The following is a 17705-nucleotide window of genomic DNA, read 5'->3' as shown; positions in this document are numbered from 1 at the left end:
AATCTAAGCAGGAGAGATTAGTGACATCGGCATTAAAGAATAGACTGGTTGGAACCATCATCGTGGTGGCTCTTGCCGTTATCTTTTTACCAGACTTTCTTGATGGCAAAAAGCAAACTAACCGAGAGCCGTTTGTTTCTGTTCCGACGAACCCGCTCGGTCAAGCCCATCGTTGAACCTGAGCCTTTTCCCAGTGAGCGCGTAGCGAAGGCTGCTGTTCCTGCTGTGGAAATTGAAGATGAAAAAGCGCTGGACGATGAACTCGCGTCTACTGAAACAACCTAGCAAGGTGACACAAAGCCCTCAGCAAACGACGAGTGATTCCCGAACAGATGATGATCTCGCAACACAAACCGTTATCGAGAACAAAAGTGATGCGGCCGACGATGCTGGTTGGGTTATTCAGCTTGGTAGCTTTAGGCATGATAAAAACGTCAAAGCGTTATTAGGCAAGCTGGAGAAAGCTAGCTATCGCGCATTTAGCAGAAAAATCCAAACAAGTTCTGGCCCACTAAATAAAGTGTTCGTCGGGCCAGATTTAGAGAAGAAAAAACTGGATGCAGCGCTACCGCATCTTAAAGAACTTACCAAGCCTTAAAGGCAAGGTAACGACGTTTAAAGTGGAGTAGGGGGTGTTACCACCCCTCCCCAAACTAACGCAACTTTATTACACACTAGCAATATTTCTAGCTTCTGTTAGAATGCGCGCCATCTCGCCAACGGCTCGCTGCTTTTATGTATTTAAGCGGCATTAACGCAATAAAGAGACGATGAACTGGGTAGACTTTTCCATACTGGGTATCATTGCGGTATCTACCTTAATAAGCCTTATCAGAGGGTTTGTTAAAGAAGCCATTTCGCTTGTGGTATGGTTCGCTGCACTCTTTATTTCTAGCAACTTCTATGCAGACCTCGCAGTTTATTTCACAGCCATCGACGACCCATATTTAAAAAATGGCGCAGCTATTGCGGCATTGTTTGTCACAACACTTATTCTTGGTGGAATGATCAATTTTGCAATCAGTCAACTCGTTCAAGCCACGGGCTTGTCGGGGACCGATCGCGCCCTTGGTATTGTTTTTGGTGCATTGCGTGGTGCATTAATTGTTAGCGCGTTGCTCTTTTTTATGGACACCTTTACTGGTGCTGCTTCCTCTGCATGGTGGCAAGCCTCAGTACTTATCCCCGAGTTTGGGGTCATTATTGAGTGGTTTTTCAGTTATGTGAAAGACTCCTCCAGTTTCTTAAATCCCGCTTGAAATAGGTAACGCACATGTGTGGTATTGTCGGAATAGTTGGTAAAACGCCCGTAGCTCAGTCTTTGTATGACGGTCTAACGGTCATTCAACATCGTGGACAGGATGCCGCAGGCATAATGACTATCGACCAAAATATGTTTAATTTGCGCAAGGCAAATGGTTTGGTTCGAGATGTTTTCCATACGCGTCATATGAAAAGGCTTACCGGAAACATGGGGATCGGCCACGTGCGATATCCGACAGCAGGGACGTCTAGTTCAGCTGAGGCGCAACCTTTTTACGTCAACTCTCCATTTGGTATTGCATTTGCGCATAATGGTAACCTCACTAATGCACATGAGCTTCAGGAAGAGGTTTTTCGCATTGCACGCCGCCATATCAATACAACGTCCGACTCAGAATTATTGCTTAACATCTTAGCGCACGAGCTACAGCAAGTAGCAGGCTTGAGCGTTAGTGCCGAACATATTTTTGAAGTTGTGACCAAAGTCCACAAGAAAATTCGCGGTGCATATGCGGTCGTTGCTGCCATTATCGGCCAAGGTATCGTTGCATTTCGTGACCCTCATGGCATTCGCCCGCTGGCGTTAGGCAAGAGAATGACAGAGTTGGGTGAAGAGTGGATGGTGGCTTCTGAAAGCGTGGCACTTGACGCTGTTGGTTTTCAGTTCGTCCGTGATGTCGCACCTGGTGAAGCGGTTTACATTACCGAAGAAGGCCAGCTTCATACTCGTCAATGTGCTGATAACCCTGTGACATCGCCTTGTATTTTTGAATTTGTTTACTTCGCCCGTCCAGATAGCTTCATTGACGGCATTTCAGTTTACGCATCACGCGTAAACATGGGCCGCAAGTTGGGAGAGAAGATCAAGCGTGAATGGTCAGATTTAGATATCGACGTGGTTATTCCAATTCCAGAGACATCAATGGACGTCGCGCTGCAAATCGCTAACACATTAGATTTACCGTATCGCCAAGGATTTGTTAAAAACCGCTATATTGGTCGCACCTTTATTATGCCTGGACAAACCATGCGTAAGAAGTCGGTGCGTCGTAAACTGAACGCCATTTCCTCTGAGTTTAAAGGAAAGAGCGTTTTGCTTGTCGACGATTCCATTGTACGCGGTACGACGTCAGGTCAGATTATCGAAATGGCAAGAGAATCGGGAGCGAAGAAAGTGTACTTTGCTTCAGCAGCGCCAGAAATTCGGTTCCCAAATGTGTATGGCATTGATATGCCTTCAGCTAATGAGCTTATTGCTTACGGTCGAGAGATTGACCAAATCGCAGAACTTATTCAGGCTGACGGGCTAATTTTCCAAGATATCTCAGACTTGGTTGATGCGGTACGTGAGGAAAATGAATCAATTCAACGTTTTGAAACTTCGGTATTCGATGGAAATTACATTACCGCTGATATCGACCAAGAGTATCTAGAGCGTATCGATATGTCACGCTCAGAGAAATCGCGAAATGCCCCTGTCGTGCAAGCCGAACTTAGTAACTTAGATGTACATAATATTGGTGCGGCAGACGACTGATATGTCGCATTAAATCAAACTAAAAAGCCGCTTTTCAAAAGCGGCTTTTTTTGTATCAAATCAGGTCGGCATCACGCCGAGATTCGCTTAATGCACGAAAACAGGACCGCCATACAAACCCCAAAGTAGTACAGAGCTTAGTCATAAGTATAACAAGCAGAACTAATCCACAAGTGACCACAGAGCTTGAATAGATAAAACCTTTGTCTTCATGCATGTGCAACATGATAGGGACGCCAGAATACAGCAAATACACGGAATAGCTTATACCTACAAGTAGTGCTGTCATCACTACCCAAAGTTCAGGATACAGACCTGCGAAGCCAACCATAAACAAAGGCGTTGCAGTATATGCTGCCAGCTCCAGTGATTGTGTATACGATGGCGATGCATCGAATGCTTTTGCTAATTCATGAATAAGCACTGCAAGGGCAATGACTCCCGTAACAAGTCCGAAATACATACCAATGCCCATCATAATGGCACTGCTTTCGCTTAATCTAATTACGTCACCAGCGCCTATACTCCAACCCGTATGTGCGCTCGAGTAATACGCCACAAGTGAAGGGATAAGTGCGATAAAAGCAATGTGAGTGAGCGCATAAAAATACGTTTCATGTTTGATATCAATAGTTTGCCACTCTTCCTTAGGGTGAGTGTAGATACCGACGAGATGATTCAAAATCATAGAACCTGCCTTATATAACCACGGTTATTGTCTTTATTATGGATATATTGTTGTTGGCAGTGAAAATACGCGAAAATGCATAGTGAAGATGTAAACCTAGGCACTATGACTACAGAAATGAGGTGAATGCACCTTAGAACTGCCGTTAACAATATGTTTACAATTTGAGTGTGCAGGATTAACTGAGGTGCGTCAATAAATTTGATTAAATAATGATCGGCGTTCGCTCTGTGCCTTTATTATCGCTAGGCAGCGCTTGGAGCGCCAGAGTGAAATCGAAACGTATCATCGTCACTTTCAATTAACTGTTTTTCCACTTCTCCAAAGTGGTCTACGCGGCTTTGTATATCTAAAGGAGAAATAGCGGCAGCAAGCGTTAAGTAGTCTTCGAAGTGTCTAGCCTCTGAACGAAGCAGAGAAACATAGAATTTACCGAGTTCTTGAGAAACATAAGGAGCAAGTTTCGCAAAGCGCTCACATGAACGGGCCTCTATATAAGCGCCGCAAATAAGCTTATCGACCAGTTTCTCCGGCTCATAGGTGCGAACATGCCTAAGCAGTCCATTTGCATAACGACTAGATGTAACTGACTTATAATCAAAGCCTAACTTGTGCATGATTTCGAGTACTTGATAAAAATGATGTAGCTCTTCTTTTATAAGCATAACCATTTTATCCAGCATATCTTTTTTGAAAGGGTCTAGACCCTCAACATTGAACACGCTTTTTGATAGGTGTTTCGTATTGAGAGATTCCCAGTCACCTTCATGGCGATAAGTGAAGTCTTCATAGGGCTTTAACCAGCCAAGTAGAATTTTACTTGTATCGTCATCTGCAACATAACGGCGTAACAGGTACATGGCACTTTGCGCCGCCTTAAGTTCACAAATTAGATGGTCAGTAAGCAATATCCTAAGATTGTCTTCTTTCTTCGCTTCGTCTAACCACGATTGTGGCGTTTCGCATTGCAAAAAAGCGTTAATGGGTTGCAAAAGAGAAAGAGCTTCAGACGAAGAAATGACAGACATGGTGTTACTTATCCCCAAAAGTTTGTAAGCTTACAGCGCACCGTTTGCGATGCGGCGCAATACTACCCGATTGGTGGCGTGGCGTTCAACTTAAAAAATAAACAGGCGACTTTCATGAATTACCTTGCCCACTTATTCCTCGCAAAAGCCACCGAAGATTCTCATTTCGGTAATTTGCTTGGCGATTTTAGGCGAGGAGTAGATACCTCTCAGTTTTCGGAAGCGGTTCAACGAGGTTTGGCGAATCACTATGAGGTGGATAGGTTTACCGACACCCATCAAAGCGTTGTCAATGCTAAAGGCCTGTTTGAGCCTAGTAGACGACGTTTTGCGCCTGTAGCGCTGGATATCTATTTTGATCATTTATTGATAAAACATTGGGCTGTGTTTTGTGATGAGCCTTTCGATTCATTTACTCAGCGAAGTTTTACTTTACTGGAACGCAGGCTCTCACAAATGCCTCGCGCAATGCAGCACAGTATCGGGCATATGATTACACATAATTGGTTTGAGGATTACGCTACTGAAGACGGCATTGCAAAAGCAATAACCGTGGTATCGAAACGCATTAGGTTTAAAAATACCTTTTATCGCGCCGTCGATGATATTGATGTAAATCGCAACATTATTGAGCAAGAGTTTCTCGAATTTTTTCCTGAGCTGCATCGCCATGTTCGCCTTCACAGTCCTGAAAACAACACCTCACCGTCTTGATTGCTATGTTCATTTTCGGTACCTGTCGACTATTTTGGCGTGTTTATCGAGCAAACCTGAGTGTTGTGTAAGGTAGCGTTATAGTGATCCTGTAAACATCGTGACAATCGTTAAAACATATAAAAAGAATCCAACATGAATAAATCTATGCTTACTTTGAACAAAGGCTCAATTTGGCTGGTATTTCTAGCCGCACTTACTCTGTGTAGTGCCACTTCCTATGCTGATTCGAGTGCACATGATCGTCAAATCGAAATTGACAGCAATGTGGTGACCGAACACGAAACTAAAATTTTAGGCAAACGCGTTAAATACAGCGCAACAACGGGTACACAGCCCGTTTGGAACAATAACGACGAAGCAGTCGCTACGCTGTTCTATACCTATTACCAACGCACAGATATTAAAGATAAAAGTGCTCGCCCCTTAATTATCTCATTTAACGGTGGACCTGGCTCGGCTTCAGTGTGGATGCACGTTGCTTACACGGGCCCACGCATTTTGAATATCGACAGTGAGGGGTATCCTGTGCAGCCTTACGGTGTGCAAACCAACCCTTACTCTATTTTAGATGTCGCCGACATTGTGTTTGTCAATCCAGTTAATACCGGGTACAGCCGTGTACTGGAAGATGCTGATGGCAATATGCCGTCAAAAGACGAACAGCAAAAAATGTTCTTTGGTGTAAACGCTGACATCAAATACCTTGCTGATTGGGTGAATACATTTGTGACACGAAATAACCGCTGGCGCTCACCCAAATATTTGATCGGAGAGAGCTACGGTACTACTCGTGTTTCGGGTTTAGCGCTAGAACTACAAAGTCGACAATGGATGTACTTGAATGGCGTTGTACTTGTATCGCCCACAGATATCGGCATAGAGCGTGATGGGCTTATTAAGGCCGCTAACCGCTTACCGTATTTTGCAGCGGCAGCGTGGTATCACAAGAAATTAGACAGCGAATTACAGAGCAAAGACCTTACCGATTTTCTTCCCGAGGTTGAAGACTTTACTATCAACGAACTTATTCCAGCGTTAGCAAAAGGTGGCTTTATTGGTAATCAGGAAAAGCGTGACATATTGGCTAAAATGGCGCGCTATTCAGGGTTGTCTGAACAAGATATCTCGCAGAACAATCTTGACGTGAGTACCGCATTTTTCTGGAAAGCACTATTAAGAGATGAAGGCAAAACTCTGGGGCGTCTTGATAGTCGATATCTTGGAATAGACGAGAAGCAAAGCGGCGATCGACCTGATTACTGGGCGGAACTGACGTCTTGGCTTCATTCTTTCACGCCTGCAATAAACTACTATTTGCGTGAAGAGCTGAACTATAAAACAGACATCAAATACAATATGTTTGGTCCCGTTCGCCCTTGGGATAGAACAAACAATAAAACGGGTGAGAACTTACGCCTAGCCATGGCGCAAAACCCGTATTTAAATGTCATGATCCAAGCTGGATATTACGATGGTGCAACTAACTATTTTGATGCCAAGTATACGATGTGGCAACTTGATCAAAGCGGCAAAATGAAAGACCGTTTAAGCTTTAAAGGGTATAGAAGTGGGCACATGATGTATTTGCGCCGCGATGACCTAAAACAATCTAATCAGGATTTACGAGAGTTTATCAAAGCAAGCACACCAGCTGTAGGTGAGCCTGCAATGTATCGCCGTTAAGGTACAAATTATTTTTGATGGTATGTGAAGGTGGAGAGCGTTCGCCACCTTCTTCTTTTTCATTTCACTTCAATGTTTAGCAATTCAACGCAAACAAAGTCGCTCAACGCCTAAAAACCGACTACGCTTCTTTATGAGCAGTGGTACGTCTCTTTGCGCGGTAGCTCACATCATATCCATTGATATTACTGCCGGAACATAAGAGGAAAGGGAATGGCCAGAAAACTACGTGAAAACCCACTTCAAGCCGCTAACACACATACCCGCTCAAAAACATGCTACGCGGTATGGAGCCATGGCAACGGAGACGCGATAGCGGCTGCAGAATCGGGAACGTTTTTCCATATCAACGGCGGTGTGGTCTCGCCGGTAAGTGTGCCCACTACTTCGGATTTTTATGATGTACATGGTTTTGCACCTAACGACGTATGGGCGGTGGGAACATTCGGCGCCATTTGGTGCTTTGATGGCACTAACTGGAACACCATTGAGAACAACCCAACAGAAGGCAATTATGACCCAACGTGGTTTGAGGCTGTGTGGGGTCGCAGTTCTGACGATCTATATGTTTGTGGAGATAACTCTGAAATACTTCACTTTGACGGCAGTGAATGGCGCTATTTAATCAAGTGGGACAGAGTAAGTCAGAAAACCTATCCTGATAGGTGGTATTCCATGGCGGGGTTGGACGATGGCACCTTGTACGCGGTGGGTAGCCCAATAACAATTAATGGTCAAAAAAAAGGCGGGGTAGTACGTATAAGACCTGGTGAAGACCCAGAGTTATTAGATGCTCCAACAGATACGCCTTTCATTAATGCCATTGAAAGAATCCCCGATACAAATGAACTTTTGCTATGTGGTGGCAATGGCACTCTGTGCCGCATAAAAGGCAACCAAATTACCAAAGAAGCTGAAGGTATTGTAAAGAAAGACGATCGTCTCTATGCCATTGAGGCTATCGATGAAAACAACATTATTGTGGTGGGCTGGGGCGGGCGGCTTTTGCGCTACAAAGATGGTATATGGAAAAGACTGAGCATAACGTCTAGGCCTTTTTTGGAGGGCGTCGCGTTTTGTGGAAGCAATATGTTTATCGCAGTAGGCTGGATGGGTAGATTGCTTAGCTATGATCTAGAAGACAATCGCTGGACCTCTTTGTACAACGGACGAGTGAACGAAACGCTAACACTTGCTAAATTGGACAACCAAAGTCTTGTTGCCTCTTGTGGTGGGGGAAACATAATCGTTCGTTCTTCAAGTGGAGATTACCAACAACACCTTCCTTGTCACTGCGACGTTAATCTCGCGCTTGGGCTTGAAAACGGAAATGTTCTGCTTGCGGGCGATGACGGCTACATTGCTGAAGTTTCAGTTCAAGCAAATGGCGATTTAACCTACCTCAGCGAGGATATCGGACAGGCAAACTGGGACGCTACTTGTGGTGTGCCAGTTACAAACGATGTGTACCTGGGGTGTAGCGATTTCGCAATTAGAAAGTGGTCAAGTGGCACCGTAACTGAAATTAATGGCGTTAGATCACTACTGAGTGCAAGTAGCTCCAGTAAATACTTCACTTTTAAAGCACTTTACGTGCTAAGCGAAACAACGTTTTTAGCGAGGCTATCCGGTGGTTACAACAAGCCGCTAAAAACCTATTTTGTTGACTTAGACAATAATAAAGCTGTTCGCCTGAATATTGCGAAAAGTGATGTTATTGTGGCTTCAGATAATAAAATTTGGGTTATCAACCGCGAAGCTGTATGGCTTGTAACTGACTTAAACCAAAGGAAGCAGTGGCAAAAGGTCGTTGAGATTGAAAAGCACTGGATATCAGCTGGCGAAACCATTAGTTATGGGACATATTCAGATGAGCACTTAATACTCGGTGGAACGCGAGGAAGCGTTCTGTTTGTTGATAGTAATAATCAAATTGTGAAAAAGCATTCTGGTTCATACAGTGAGATAACCAGCATGTCTGATGCCAAAGACGATGTTCTTTATGTTGGACACAAATGGGGGCGAGTAAAGCGGCTTGACCTAGGCAGTGGACAAACCGAAGTGTATTCCATTTCTTCGCCAACCTGGTGGAGCGCATCGTCAATACGTTCTGGCTCTTTGATATGTGGTCAAGATGGCGCGATAGGTGTCTTAGAACAGCAATCTGACGTCGTAGATTTACAGCCACCAGCCGTCAATAAGGACTTTTTATGCAGTGTCGAAATAGATAGCAACCTAATGTGTTTGGCAGGCGTAGAGACCATCGTATTGTGGCGTGAGTCTGAATCTCCGGTCATTTTTTCAATGCCTAATTATGTTTTCACTACTGCAAATTATTATGATGAAACATTGTATTTAGGAACGAGTGGCGGACAAATTCTGTCAATTCCAGCTCGCCATTTGCAATCTAGACAATTATCTTCTTCTGCGTTGACAGAACTGATAGAAAAGCCGCTGCCATCACCTATTGTCGACTTGTCGATCGTCAATGAGGGTATACGCGCTGTTTGTTACAATGGACAGGTACATTTGGTCGCTGGCGATACTGAGATTTTATTTGACGTTGGTGACGAGCTTAGACGTGGTGCTATTCCACAAAATACGGAAGATGCCTATTTCGCGGGTAAAGTAATGAGACGTTATAGCACCAAGCCTTATGACAGAATGATCGTGCTACAGGCTAACGGTCTTCGCGATGTAGAAAATATTGAGATGCCAACAAAGTACGCAGGTAAATTGCTTACTAAAGAGGTCAGTGCGTTTGCCCAAGACGAAAGAAAAGGGTTTTGGTTTGGCGGTCAGTCTGGCGAACTCGTTATTCGAGTTAACGAGAAGTGGTATCAGGTGTCTACGGGCATTGGAAATCACTTACAAAGTATCACCACTTCGCACGACCGACTGATGGTTTGTGGCAGGTTTGGTGCTGTTAGATTTGGCAAAATGGACATTTTTAGAGCGCGTATCGACGAACTGCAGCAATCTTTTGAAGCTGTTTTAGAGACGGCCAGCGCTTTGCCAACAAAACAGTTGACCCAATCTGAAGCTAATTTAGACCCGGCAGAACGGCGCGTACTTGATATGTTTGAAATGATGGATGATGAACAACAGTTTCCGATAGACTGATAGAACAGCACTACCTGCTTGTTATTGTTCAATTTTTTCTTATTCAAAATTCTGTTTCTATTTTTAGTTGATATTCAAAAGCAATGGGAGCGCGGTATCATACCGCTAGTAATGAAAAGGAGAATAGATTGATGAAAGCGGTTGGATATACACAGTCACTTGCGATTAACGACGCTAATGCACTGCTTGATATTGAGTTGGACAAACCTACCACAGCGGGACGCGACCTGCTGATAAAAGTAAGTGCTATTGCCGTTAACCCCGTAGACTACAAAATTCGTCAAAGAGTAGAACCACAGGACGGTATTCCCAAAGTGCTAGGGTGGGACGCAGTGGGTGAAGTTGTTGAAGTTGGCGCTGATGTGTCTAACTTCACGGTTGGCGATCGCGTGTATTACGCAGGTGATTTAACGCGTCAAGGTACCAATGCAGAATATCAATTGGTGGATGAGCGCATTGTTGGCCATGCGCCCAGGACACTTTCAGACAGTGAGGCGGCAGCGCTGCCTTTGACCACCATTACGGCTTATGAACTCCTTTTTGATCACTTAGCGTTAGCACAGCAAGGCGAAAAAAGCGATGACGTGGTGCTCGTGGTTGGTGCCGCAGGTGGCGTTGGTTCAATTATGCTACAGCTTTTAAAAACGCTTACTGGTGCTACAGTTATTGCTACCGCATCCCGGGATAGTTCGAAAGCGTGGGTTACGTCGCTAGGTGCAGACTATGTGGTTGATCATAGTCAACCGCTAGCCCCTCAAATTGAAGCACTGAGTATTGGTCAGGTAACGCATGTTGCCAGTTTGAATAATACAGGTGCATACCTTGACGCGTTTGTTGAAGTTATGAAGCCCAAAGGTAAATTGGCTCTTATTGATGATCCTGAGTCATTAGACATCAGCAAACTTAAACAGAAGAGCTTGTCACTGCACTGGGAGTTCATGTTTACGCGTTCGATGTTTGAAACAGACGATATGTTTGAACAAAGCCAGTTGCTCAATAAAGTGGCTAAACTCATCGATGAAGGAAAAGTGAAAACAACCGTTGGTAAGCACTTAGGTAAAATTAGCGCGGCAAATTTGATTGAAGCGCATAAAATCCTAGAAGAGGGCAGTGCTATTGGTAAGCTGGTATTAGAAGGTTTCTAAAACGCGTTTTCGCCCAGTACAATCAATATGAAACACGCTAGCAACTTACTAATCGCTAGCGTGTTCGCTTTGGCATAGATGCTATATGTGTGCCAACATCTTATAGTGGCCGTTGCTGATTTTCGTCAGGCATCGGATCGCACTTTTCTAATGCGTCTTTTGCTTCCCGCCATTTGGCCAATTTTTCGTAGTATACGTCCCATATACATGGGCAACACGAACCACCACCACAACAATCATCACGCAAGGGTTTTTCCGGTTCGGGGGGCAAATCCAGATTTTTGTGTGTATTGTTTGCGGTCATACGGATTGTTTCACCTCATTGCCAAGCTCTCGCAAAGTGTACCCAGCGACGTTGCGCTATTCAAATAGTTGTTCGAAATGGTGCTTATGCGTTATTTCACAGGGGGTTCACATCTCTACTGGCATCCTGTTTACCGTGCTTATTAGATATTGAGCACTTGTCTACACTTTTGAACAAGGGCCTGAACAATGAAAACAAGGTTAATACAATCGCTTTTTGCTTTGGCGAGTACGTGCTTAGTTACACTGCCTACCTTTTATTCTTATGCACAAAGCGATGGGAGCGAAAGTGACAGTGTCGTTCGTATAAATGACCCTAAAACACTGCTTGCTCATGCCATTGCAAATTTTGAGAATACGCCGATAGAGGCGTTTTCATACCGCGTAACCCGTTACGAAAACGAAGAAGGAACTGAAACCAGCAGTATAGAAGTATTTTCTCCTCATTCCAGCAACCCTAATCAGTGGAGATTAGTGCAAAAAAATAATAGGCCGCCCACACCTCAAGAACAGCGAGCGTTTGTTAAACAAAAGCAAGAACAACAAAATAGCACTGCTATAGCACTTAGTGATTTGATCATTCTGGAAAGTGTTCACGAAATAGCAAGGGACAACAACACCATTCGTTTTGGTTTTGATGTGTTCCTGGAAAAGTTGGGTGACGAAGCTTCGTCAAATTTACAAGGCACGCTAATTTACGATCTCGACGAGAGGTTCATTAGGCACCTAACCATCGTTAACAAAGCGAGCTTCTCACCAATGTTTGCAGCCACGATTGATAATTTAAAGGTGAGTATGACATTTACCAAGAAGGAGGAGGCGGTATTACCCGTGTCTATTACGATGGATATGGTTGGCAAGTTCGCCGTGTTTAGTGAAATCAACGAAACCTCGTCTGATGTCTACTCAGACTATCAGTATGTAGGCAGTACAATGGACTCCCACTAAGCTAACGCAAAAAGTGCAACGTGACTTCTGTGCCTGACGAGCTAGTAATTTCTAGCGCTAGCCCTTGCTGTTCACACAGCCTATTTACAATAGACAGACCAAATCCGAGGCCAGTGCTTTGCGCTCCCTTAACACCTCGTTGAGTTACCGATTGGGCAATATCTTGTTGAAGGCCGGGGCCAGTGTCTGTGATACGCAAAGCGCCATCTTTTATGGTCATAGACACATTCCCCTCTAATGTGTATTTAAATGCATTGCTGATTAAGTTATCTAAAATAACTTTCAACACATTTGGTTCAGCAAGTACACGGATGTTGCAACTATCGTCAATGTTCACTTCTACAGGTTTAGAATCTAATAACAGTCGGTTGTCGATGACTGAGGCTTCAAGCAGTGGCATGAGTTCGACAGTATGGTTGTCAGATGCACAGTGTTCTTCGCGAGCCAGCATAAGCAATGTTTCAACCGTTCTTTCCATTTGTTCTGCGCCGTGCTCAATGCGCTGCAAAAGCTCCTTGTCATTATTGTCATTAAGCCGTGCGACTTCGACAGTGTTCTTTATTACGGCAAGCGGTGTTCGCAGTTCGTGGCTAACGTCGCGAGTAAAACTGCGCTCTCGCTCCATGGCAAGTGCAATACGCTTGAGTGTCTTCTCCAATGCGTGCGCTAAAATACCTACTTCGTTATTGGGAGAGTTGTTAGCATTGTGATGTAAAAGGCCTTTAGACGAAAACTGTTCAGATAAGGTTGTTACGTCAACGCCATCTACAGCGCTCGCAAGCTCGTTGAGTCCACGGGTGGTTCGTCGACCTATAAACCAAGCGATCATGCATGCAAGTACCGTGACAGTTACCCCGCTTATGATGAGAAATTGTATGACACCACCGCGAATTGGTCGCACCATTAACTGTTCACTTACTTCGGCTACCAAGAAAGTATCGGGGAAGTTATCGAAACGATATAGGTGATAATGAAGCCCATTTTGGCCGAAAAATTCTTTTCTGCGAGGCTCTTCCGTGGCAAGTGCTTGTATATCAGGCGGTAGCTCACTGATTGAAAAAGCCAGTTGCATACTTGTTTCTCTTGGTGATGGCCAACTGCCTGTAGCGGAATAACCCTTTTCAAGATATTCGGCTTCTTGTAACACCCCGCGCTCGATAAAATTATCTTCAATGGTATACATCAGAGACAGTGCAATAAGGCCATAAATGGATGAGATTACCAGTGTAAACAAGCAAAAACGCCAAATAATACGACTACTTAAACTGTGAAAAGAAGTACCAGTTAAACGCATAATGTTCTACTTACTATCATCAATGGAAAGCGCGAACCCCGCACCAAAAACAGTTTTTATAAGTGGCTTGGCAAACGGTTTGTCAACGATGGCGCGAAGCTGATAGATATGTGAGCGCAGGGCATCTGACTCGGTGGGGTCATCTCCCCAAAGCTGTTGAGTAAGTTGAGAGCGGCTAACCACTTGAGGATGTGCTTGTACCAGAATGGAAAGGATCTTAAAGCCCATGGCACTCAACACCAAGGCTTGTCCATCTCTGCAGGCTGTTCTGCTTTTGCGGTCAACAACGATGGGGCCAAGTTCGATTTTATCGTGACTTTGCAGTAAATGCCTTTTTGACAGAGCAAGACAGCGTACTTCTAATTCCTGCAATGAAAAGGGTTTGGTTAGGTAATCATCGGTACCTGTGTTAAATCCGGATACTTTATCGTCGATGCTATCACGGGCTGTTAGCATTAAAATTGGAATATGACGGTCTGCTTTTTGTCTAATTGTTTGGCAGACAGTTAGCCCGTCCATGTTAGGCAGATTAAGGTCGAGAATGACAACATCATAATAAGCGTTAAGTGCAAGCTCTAGCCCGTGATCACCGCTTATAGCAAAGTCCAATACATGCCCCTGATGTTCCATATATTGCGCAATATTCTTGGCAATACTGGGTTCATCTTCAATAAGCAGTATGTGTAGTCCTTTCGACATTGTCATCATACCTTCCTTTACCAAATCATAGTCAGTGATATTGACTACTGGGTTAATGTTGCCATGAGCGCCTGCGCTGGCTCAAAGTCAGGGTGCTTGTCTATTATTTTTTCTAGTGTGTTTCTACTCGCCATAATATCACCCAGTTGAAATTGTGTTTTTGCTATTTGAATATCAAGAGCAGGGTTATCTATCTCTTCTTGAGCAAGCAACATTAACGCAAGCGCTTGCTGTTGTTTTTTCTCTGTCGAAGCAAGTTGAAGATAGTAGTAACCGTACATGCCAGCAAGTGCAAGGTGGTGATTTTCCGGTGATGCTGAAATGGCGTGGAGCGCGCTGTCATCACCCTCGATAAATGCGCTGATGCTGGCTAAGGTTCTGTCATCCTTGTAAGCAGGGATTGGCTGTACAGCGATATTCAGCGCCTTAAGCGTGGCGTTGGCCACCGCCACTGTCGATGAAGGATTCTGTCCTGTGACTAAGTGGCCGTCAACAGCAACATGTTCAAGCATAATGTCAGAAGATTGAAATTTGCCACCTATCGCTTTGAGTTTATCTTCAAGCATAAAGTCAAACTGCTTAGCCCACTTTTTGCCAAAAAGTAGCTCTTCATTGTTTGTAAAACCATTAACTGCTTTACCAGCAACGAGATAGTCACCATTCGATAATTTAACATTAACAAGCGCGGCAGGGCCATGGCAAACAGCGGCAACCACACCTTTGTTTTCGTACACGTGTGAAATAAGTTGTTGTAGCGATGCATCAAACGGTAAATCAAACATAGCCCCTTTTCCTCCAACAACAAATACCGCATCGTAGTTCTCTGCGCGCACATTACTTAAAGCGATCGTATTGTTGAGCTTAGCCATTGCTGACGCATCATTTAATACGTCAGAATTAAATGCTTTATTGGGATCATACTCGTCGGCCTCCACTGCGCCGCCTTTAGGGCTGGCCACATCTATTTCAACGCCATTCGCGCTGAACACTAGGTAAGCTTTGGCAAACTCATCAAATTCGTAGCCAGGTTTTTCTTTCCCTTGTGCTTCGCCATGACTACTAAGCACCATGATAATGCGAGGGGCAGGGCCGTTTGGCGCAGCGTGCGCCATTATTAACATGCTAAAAAGCACAATTGAAACGATAGCTTGCATGAATAGACGTTGCATAAAATATCTCCTTAAAAAGTATTTACCACTCTATGCAACGCCACGTGAAACAGATGTGAAATGACAGCTACTCTGTGAGCAATTCCCGAACAGAGCTTGATAATGTGCGTTTACTTGCTAGGTATCCAACCGCGATAACAAACATTATCATCGTGCTTAGAGCGAGTGTCGTCCAAACTACGCTAGGGCGGTATGTCATAGAAAATTGTGACTGATAGATGAGCGTACCAGCGACCCATGTACCTAAAACTGCCCCCGTCGCGGCAATTGCACCTGTAAGGGCCCATTCAATAAGATTAATGCTCAAGCACAGTCTTCGCGGCAATCCAAAGCTTATAATTAGGCTGTTTTTCTTTCTTTCGTTCTGCTCATATGTCAACACAGAAGACATGATCACAATGCAGGCAAGGCTCAAGATAATAAGTGCAAAACCGCCAATGACCTGCGTTATCATCGAGAGGGTGTCGTCAAAGCGCTTCGTCATCTCTTGTAATGACACCATGCGTAACGAGGGATGCTTTTGCCATAGTTCACCAAGCGCGAGAAGCGCACCAGACCCGGCTTCCAAACTCGCCATATGGTAGCGGGGAGCTTCTACTTGCTGTGCAGCGTTATATGGCATTTGCACCCAAAAGGTCATGGTTCCAGCACCAGGCACATATTCATGGCTTGCAACAATGCTGAAGTTGATGGCCGTATTAGCAATGACAAAGGTCAGTTCGTCTCCAACACTTAATCCAAGATCGGTCATCACTTCATGCTCGACAGAGACTTGCTGCCAATGCGCTGGCTGCGTGTCCCACCATTGTCCCTCGACGACACGATTGTTTTTAGGTAGGCGATCAGTCCAGTGAAGCCTTATCGCGTGTTGAAATGTCGATAAACTTTCACTGGGTGTGGTGACAAAATCATCGACAGGTTGGTCATTAATTCGCGACAATTTGGCATACATAAACGCTTTTTGTTGACGTATTTGCGCTTGGTGCGTGTCGGCCCACTGTATTACTGAGTCCATTTGTGCACTGCTGGCTTGTGATATGACTAAGTTGCCGTTGAATTGACGATTATATGACTGCATAGTATTGCCTACATCTCGCAGCAACATGAGTGTAAAAAGGAGCAAAAAAGTGCACAGTCCAACGCCCATGATTTGTGTCGATTTGCTCACTAAGCGCTGCTTCATCATAAAAGTAGCAAATGCTAGCAAACCAGAATAACGCCGCGTGAGCTTTTCGCCCACGGTTAGGCATAGCCAACTCAATAACGCGATTAGGGCGATACAGCAAAACATGGCCCCTAATAGCATTGCGGTGAGAATACTGTTATCGGAGTAAACGAAAACTACCATGGCAAGTGCCACAGCAAAGCATATAAACGTGAACGCATGCTTTTGTTTGCTTCCTTTAGCGAAGATAAGCTGTTTTACATTGGACTTCTTAATAGAAAACCAAACGGGTAATTGGAAAAGCGCAAGCAGCATTGCACATTGGATAAATGCAATAAGCCCAGACACAACGCTTGGCTGCCATTGAAGCGACGGCAATGTTTTAGAGAGCCAGTGAATGATTGCCCAATGGCAGAGAGTGCTAACAAGGAGTACTGCGGGAAGTAATACAGCAGTATGCAGTAGCCACTTACCAATAGAGACAACAAGCCCTTGAAGCCGTGAAGCACCTAAGCTTAGGCAAACGGCGGTAAAATACTGCTCTTTTTTTATTTGGACACGGGATATTTGATAGATGGCAATAGCCGCCATAAATAGAATGAGGATGAAAGATAAACCCAGAAAATTCTCAGTTCGCTGCCAAAACAACGCGAGCGGGTGAGCGCCATGACGATGTCGAAGGTCGGCACTTATAAGCTTTGCTTTTTGAAATGCAATGATTTCGTTGATTTGCGATGGTGTTGCTTCTAGAAGGTAGCGGTACCGAACCGTATCATCACTAAATTTAAGTTTAGTAAAATCATCTCTATGCAGTATCGCTCGCATATCGACATTGTGGCCTTCCATCAGTCTGTCAGGTTCGTGATGCAAAATGCGAGAGACAGAAAAGTGATTATCAGCAATGGTGATTGTTTGCCCCACTCGCACGCCAAGACTCGCCGCT

The 17705-nt window shown here is 44.5% G+C and carries 13 protein-coding genes and 2 pseudogenes; 8 read left to right on the top strand and 7 right to left on the bottom strand.

Going from position 1 to position 17705, the window contains the following annotated elements; genetic code table 11:
- Nucleotides 1-20 precede the first annotated feature (20 nt).
- From V6N89_RS13455 to purF, 3 genes and pseudogenes are all read left to right on the top strand, one after another.
- A pseudogene (locus V6N89_RS13455) lies at nt 21-629 on the top strand (SPOR domain-containing protein).
- Nucleotides 630-770: 141 nt separating this feature from the next.
- Nucleotides 771-1259 (top strand): CvpA family protein, encoded by a 489-nt coding sequence (locus V6N89_RS13450; RefSeq protein ID WP_338518025.1) that lies wholly within the window; start codon nt 771-773, stop codon nt 1257-1259.
- Between the two features lie 14 nt (nt 1260-1273).
- Entirely contained in the window at nt 1274-2800 is a 1527-nt protein-coding gene (gene purF / locus V6N89_RS13445; RefSeq protein ID WP_338518024.1) for an amidophosphoribosyltransferase, read from the top strand.
- 87 nt (nt 2801-2887) lie between these two features.
- Here purF and V6N89_RS13440 read toward each other — a convergent pair.
- Together V6N89_RS13440 and miaE are read right to left on the bottom strand one after the other, a co-directional pair.
- Nucleotides 2888-3488: pseudogene (locus V6N89_RS13440) on the bottom strand (Yip1 family protein).
- 245 nt (nt 3489-3733) lie between these two features.
- The gene (gene miaE / locus V6N89_RS13435; RefSeq protein WP_338518023.1) at nt 3734-4516 is read right to left on the bottom strand and encodes a tRNA isopentenyl-2-thiomethyl-A-37 hydroxylase MiaE; all 783 of its coding nucleotides are present in this window, start codon (nt 4514-4516) and stop codon (nt 3734-3736) included.
- 114 nt (nt 4517-4630) lie between these two features.
- Between miaE and V6N89_RS13430 the strand changes: the two genes are divergently transcribed.
- The 4 genes from V6N89_RS13430 (at nt 4631) to V6N89_RS13415 (ending at nt 11184) form a co-directional block, all read left to right on the top strand.
- The gene (locus tag V6N89_RS13430; protein ID WP_338518022.1) at nt 4631-5230 is read left to right on the top strand and encodes an acyl carrier protein phosphodiesterase; all 600 of its coding nucleotides are present in this window, start codon (nt 4631-4633) and stop codon (nt 5228-5230) included.
- A 135-nt stretch (nt 5231-5365) separates the two neighbouring features.
- Nucleotides 5366-6916 (top strand): S10 family peptidase, encoded by a 1551-nt coding sequence (locus V6N89_RS13425; RefSeq protein ID WP_346992805.1) that lies wholly within the window; start codon nt 5366-5368, stop codon nt 6914-6916.
- A gap of 213 nt (nt 6917-7129) precedes the next feature.
- A complete protein-coding gene (locus V6N89_RS13420; RefSeq protein WP_346992804.1) occupies nt 7130-10039 on the top strand; it encodes a hypothetical protein in 2910 nt (969 codons plus the stop codon).
- Nucleotides 10040-10170: 131 nt separating this feature from the next.
- Complete coding sequence (locus V6N89_RS13415; RefSeq protein ID WP_338520274.1) at nt 10171-11184, top strand: zinc-binding alcohol dehydrogenase family protein; 1014 nt, start codon at nt 10171-10173, stop codon at nt 11182-11184.
- A 100-nt stretch (nt 11185-11284) separates the two neighbouring features.
- Here V6N89_RS13415 and V6N89_RS13410 read toward each other — a convergent pair whose 3' ends face one another.
- Nucleotides 11285-11488: an oxidoreductase-like domain-containing protein gene (locus V6N89_RS13410; protein ID WP_338518019.1), complete on the bottom strand. Its 204-nt coding sequence runs from the start codon at nt 11486-11488 to the stop codon at nt 11285-11287.
- Nucleotides 11489-11676: 188 nt separating this feature from the next.
- Here V6N89_RS13410 and V6N89_RS13405 point away from each other — a divergent pair, with 188 nt between their 5' ends.
- Nucleotides 11677-12435: a hypothetical protein gene (locus V6N89_RS13405; RefSeq protein WP_338518018.1), complete on the top strand. Its 759-nt coding sequence runs from the start codon at nt 11677-11679 to the stop codon at nt 12433-12435.
- 1 nt (nt 12436) lies between these two features.
- Here V6N89_RS13405 and V6N89_RS13400 read toward each other — a convergent pair whose 3' ends face one another.
- The 4 genes from V6N89_RS13400 to V6N89_RS13385 all read right to left on the bottom strand — a co-directional run bounded on the left by V6N89_RS13400 (nt 12437) and on the right by V6N89_RS13385 (nt 17683).
- Nucleotides 12437-13669: a sensor histidine kinase gene (locus V6N89_RS13400; RefSeq protein ID WP_338518017.1), complete on the bottom strand. Its 1233-nt coding sequence runs from the start codon at nt 13667-13669 to the stop codon at nt 12437-12439.
- 66 nt (nt 13670-13735) lie between these two features.
- On the bottom strand, nt 13736-14434 hold the full coding sequence (locus V6N89_RS13395; protein ID WP_338520273.1) for a response regulator transcription factor: 699 nt from the start codon (nt 14432-14434) through the stop codon (nt 13736-13738).
- 38 nt (nt 14435-14472) lie between these two features.
- Complete coding sequence (locus V6N89_RS13390) at nt 14473-15597, bottom strand: type 1 glutamine amidotransferase domain-containing protein (protein ID WP_338518016.1); 1125 nt, start codon at nt 15595-15597, stop codon at nt 14473-14475.
- 67 nt (nt 15598-15664) lie between these two features.
- A complete protein-coding gene (locus tag V6N89_RS13385) occupies nt 15665-17683 on the bottom strand; it encodes an ABC transporter permease (RefSeq protein WP_346992803.1) in 2019 nt (672 codons plus the stop codon).
- Nucleotides 17684-17705 lie beyond the last annotated feature (22 nt).

It is taken from the genome of Alteromonas gracilis (genome assembly GCF_036870955.2).
Taxonomy (GTDB): Bacteria; Pseudomonadota; Gammaproteobacteria; order Enterobacterales; family Alteromonadaceae; genus Alteromonas; species Alteromonas gracilis_A.
The sequence above is the reverse complement of the archived record's forward strand: the minus strand, read 5'-3'. Positions and strand labels throughout refer to the sequence as shown.

Coding starts and splice junctions, on each gene's coding strand:
- V6N89_RS13405 (WP_338518018.1), top strand. CDS start 11,677: ATGAAAACAAGGTTAATACAATCGCTTTTTGCTTTGGCGAGTACGTGC.
- miaE (WP_338518023.1), bottom strand. CDS start 4,516: ATGTCTGTCATTTCTTCGTCTGAAGCTCTTTCTCTTTTGCAACCCATT.
- purF (WP_338518024.1), top strand. CDS start 1,274: ATGTGTGGTATTGTCGGAATAGTTGGTAAAACGCCCGTAGCTCAGTCT.
- V6N89_RS13415 (WP_338520274.1), top strand. CDS start 10,171: ATGAAAGCGGTTGGATATACACAGTCACTTGCGATTAACGACGCTAAT.
- V6N89_RS13395 (WP_338520273.1), bottom strand. CDS start 14,434: ATGACAATGTCGAAAGGACTACACATACTGCTTATTGAAGATGAACCC.
- V6N89_RS13420 (WP_346992804.1), top strand. CDS start 7,130: ATGGCCAGAAAACTACGTGAAAACCCACTTCAAGCCGCTAACACACAT.
- V6N89_RS13390 (WP_338518016.1), bottom strand. CDS start 15,597: ATGCAACGTCTATTCATGCAAGCTATCGTTTCAATTGTGCTTTTTAGC.
- V6N89_RS13425 (WP_346992805.1), top strand. CDS start 5,366: ATGAATAAATCTATGCTTACTTTGAACAAAGGCTCAATTTGGCTGGTA.
- V6N89_RS13450 (WP_338518025.1), top strand. CDS start 771: ATGAACTGGGTAGACTTTTCCATACTGGGTATCATTGCGGTATCTACC.
- V6N89_RS13410 (WP_338518019.1), bottom strand. CDS start 11,488: ATGACCGCAAACAATACACACAAAAATCTGGATTTGCCCCCCGAACCG.
- V6N89_RS13430 (WP_338518022.1), top strand. CDS start 4,631: ATGAATTACCTTGCCCACTTATTCCTCGCAAAAGCCACCGAAGATTCT.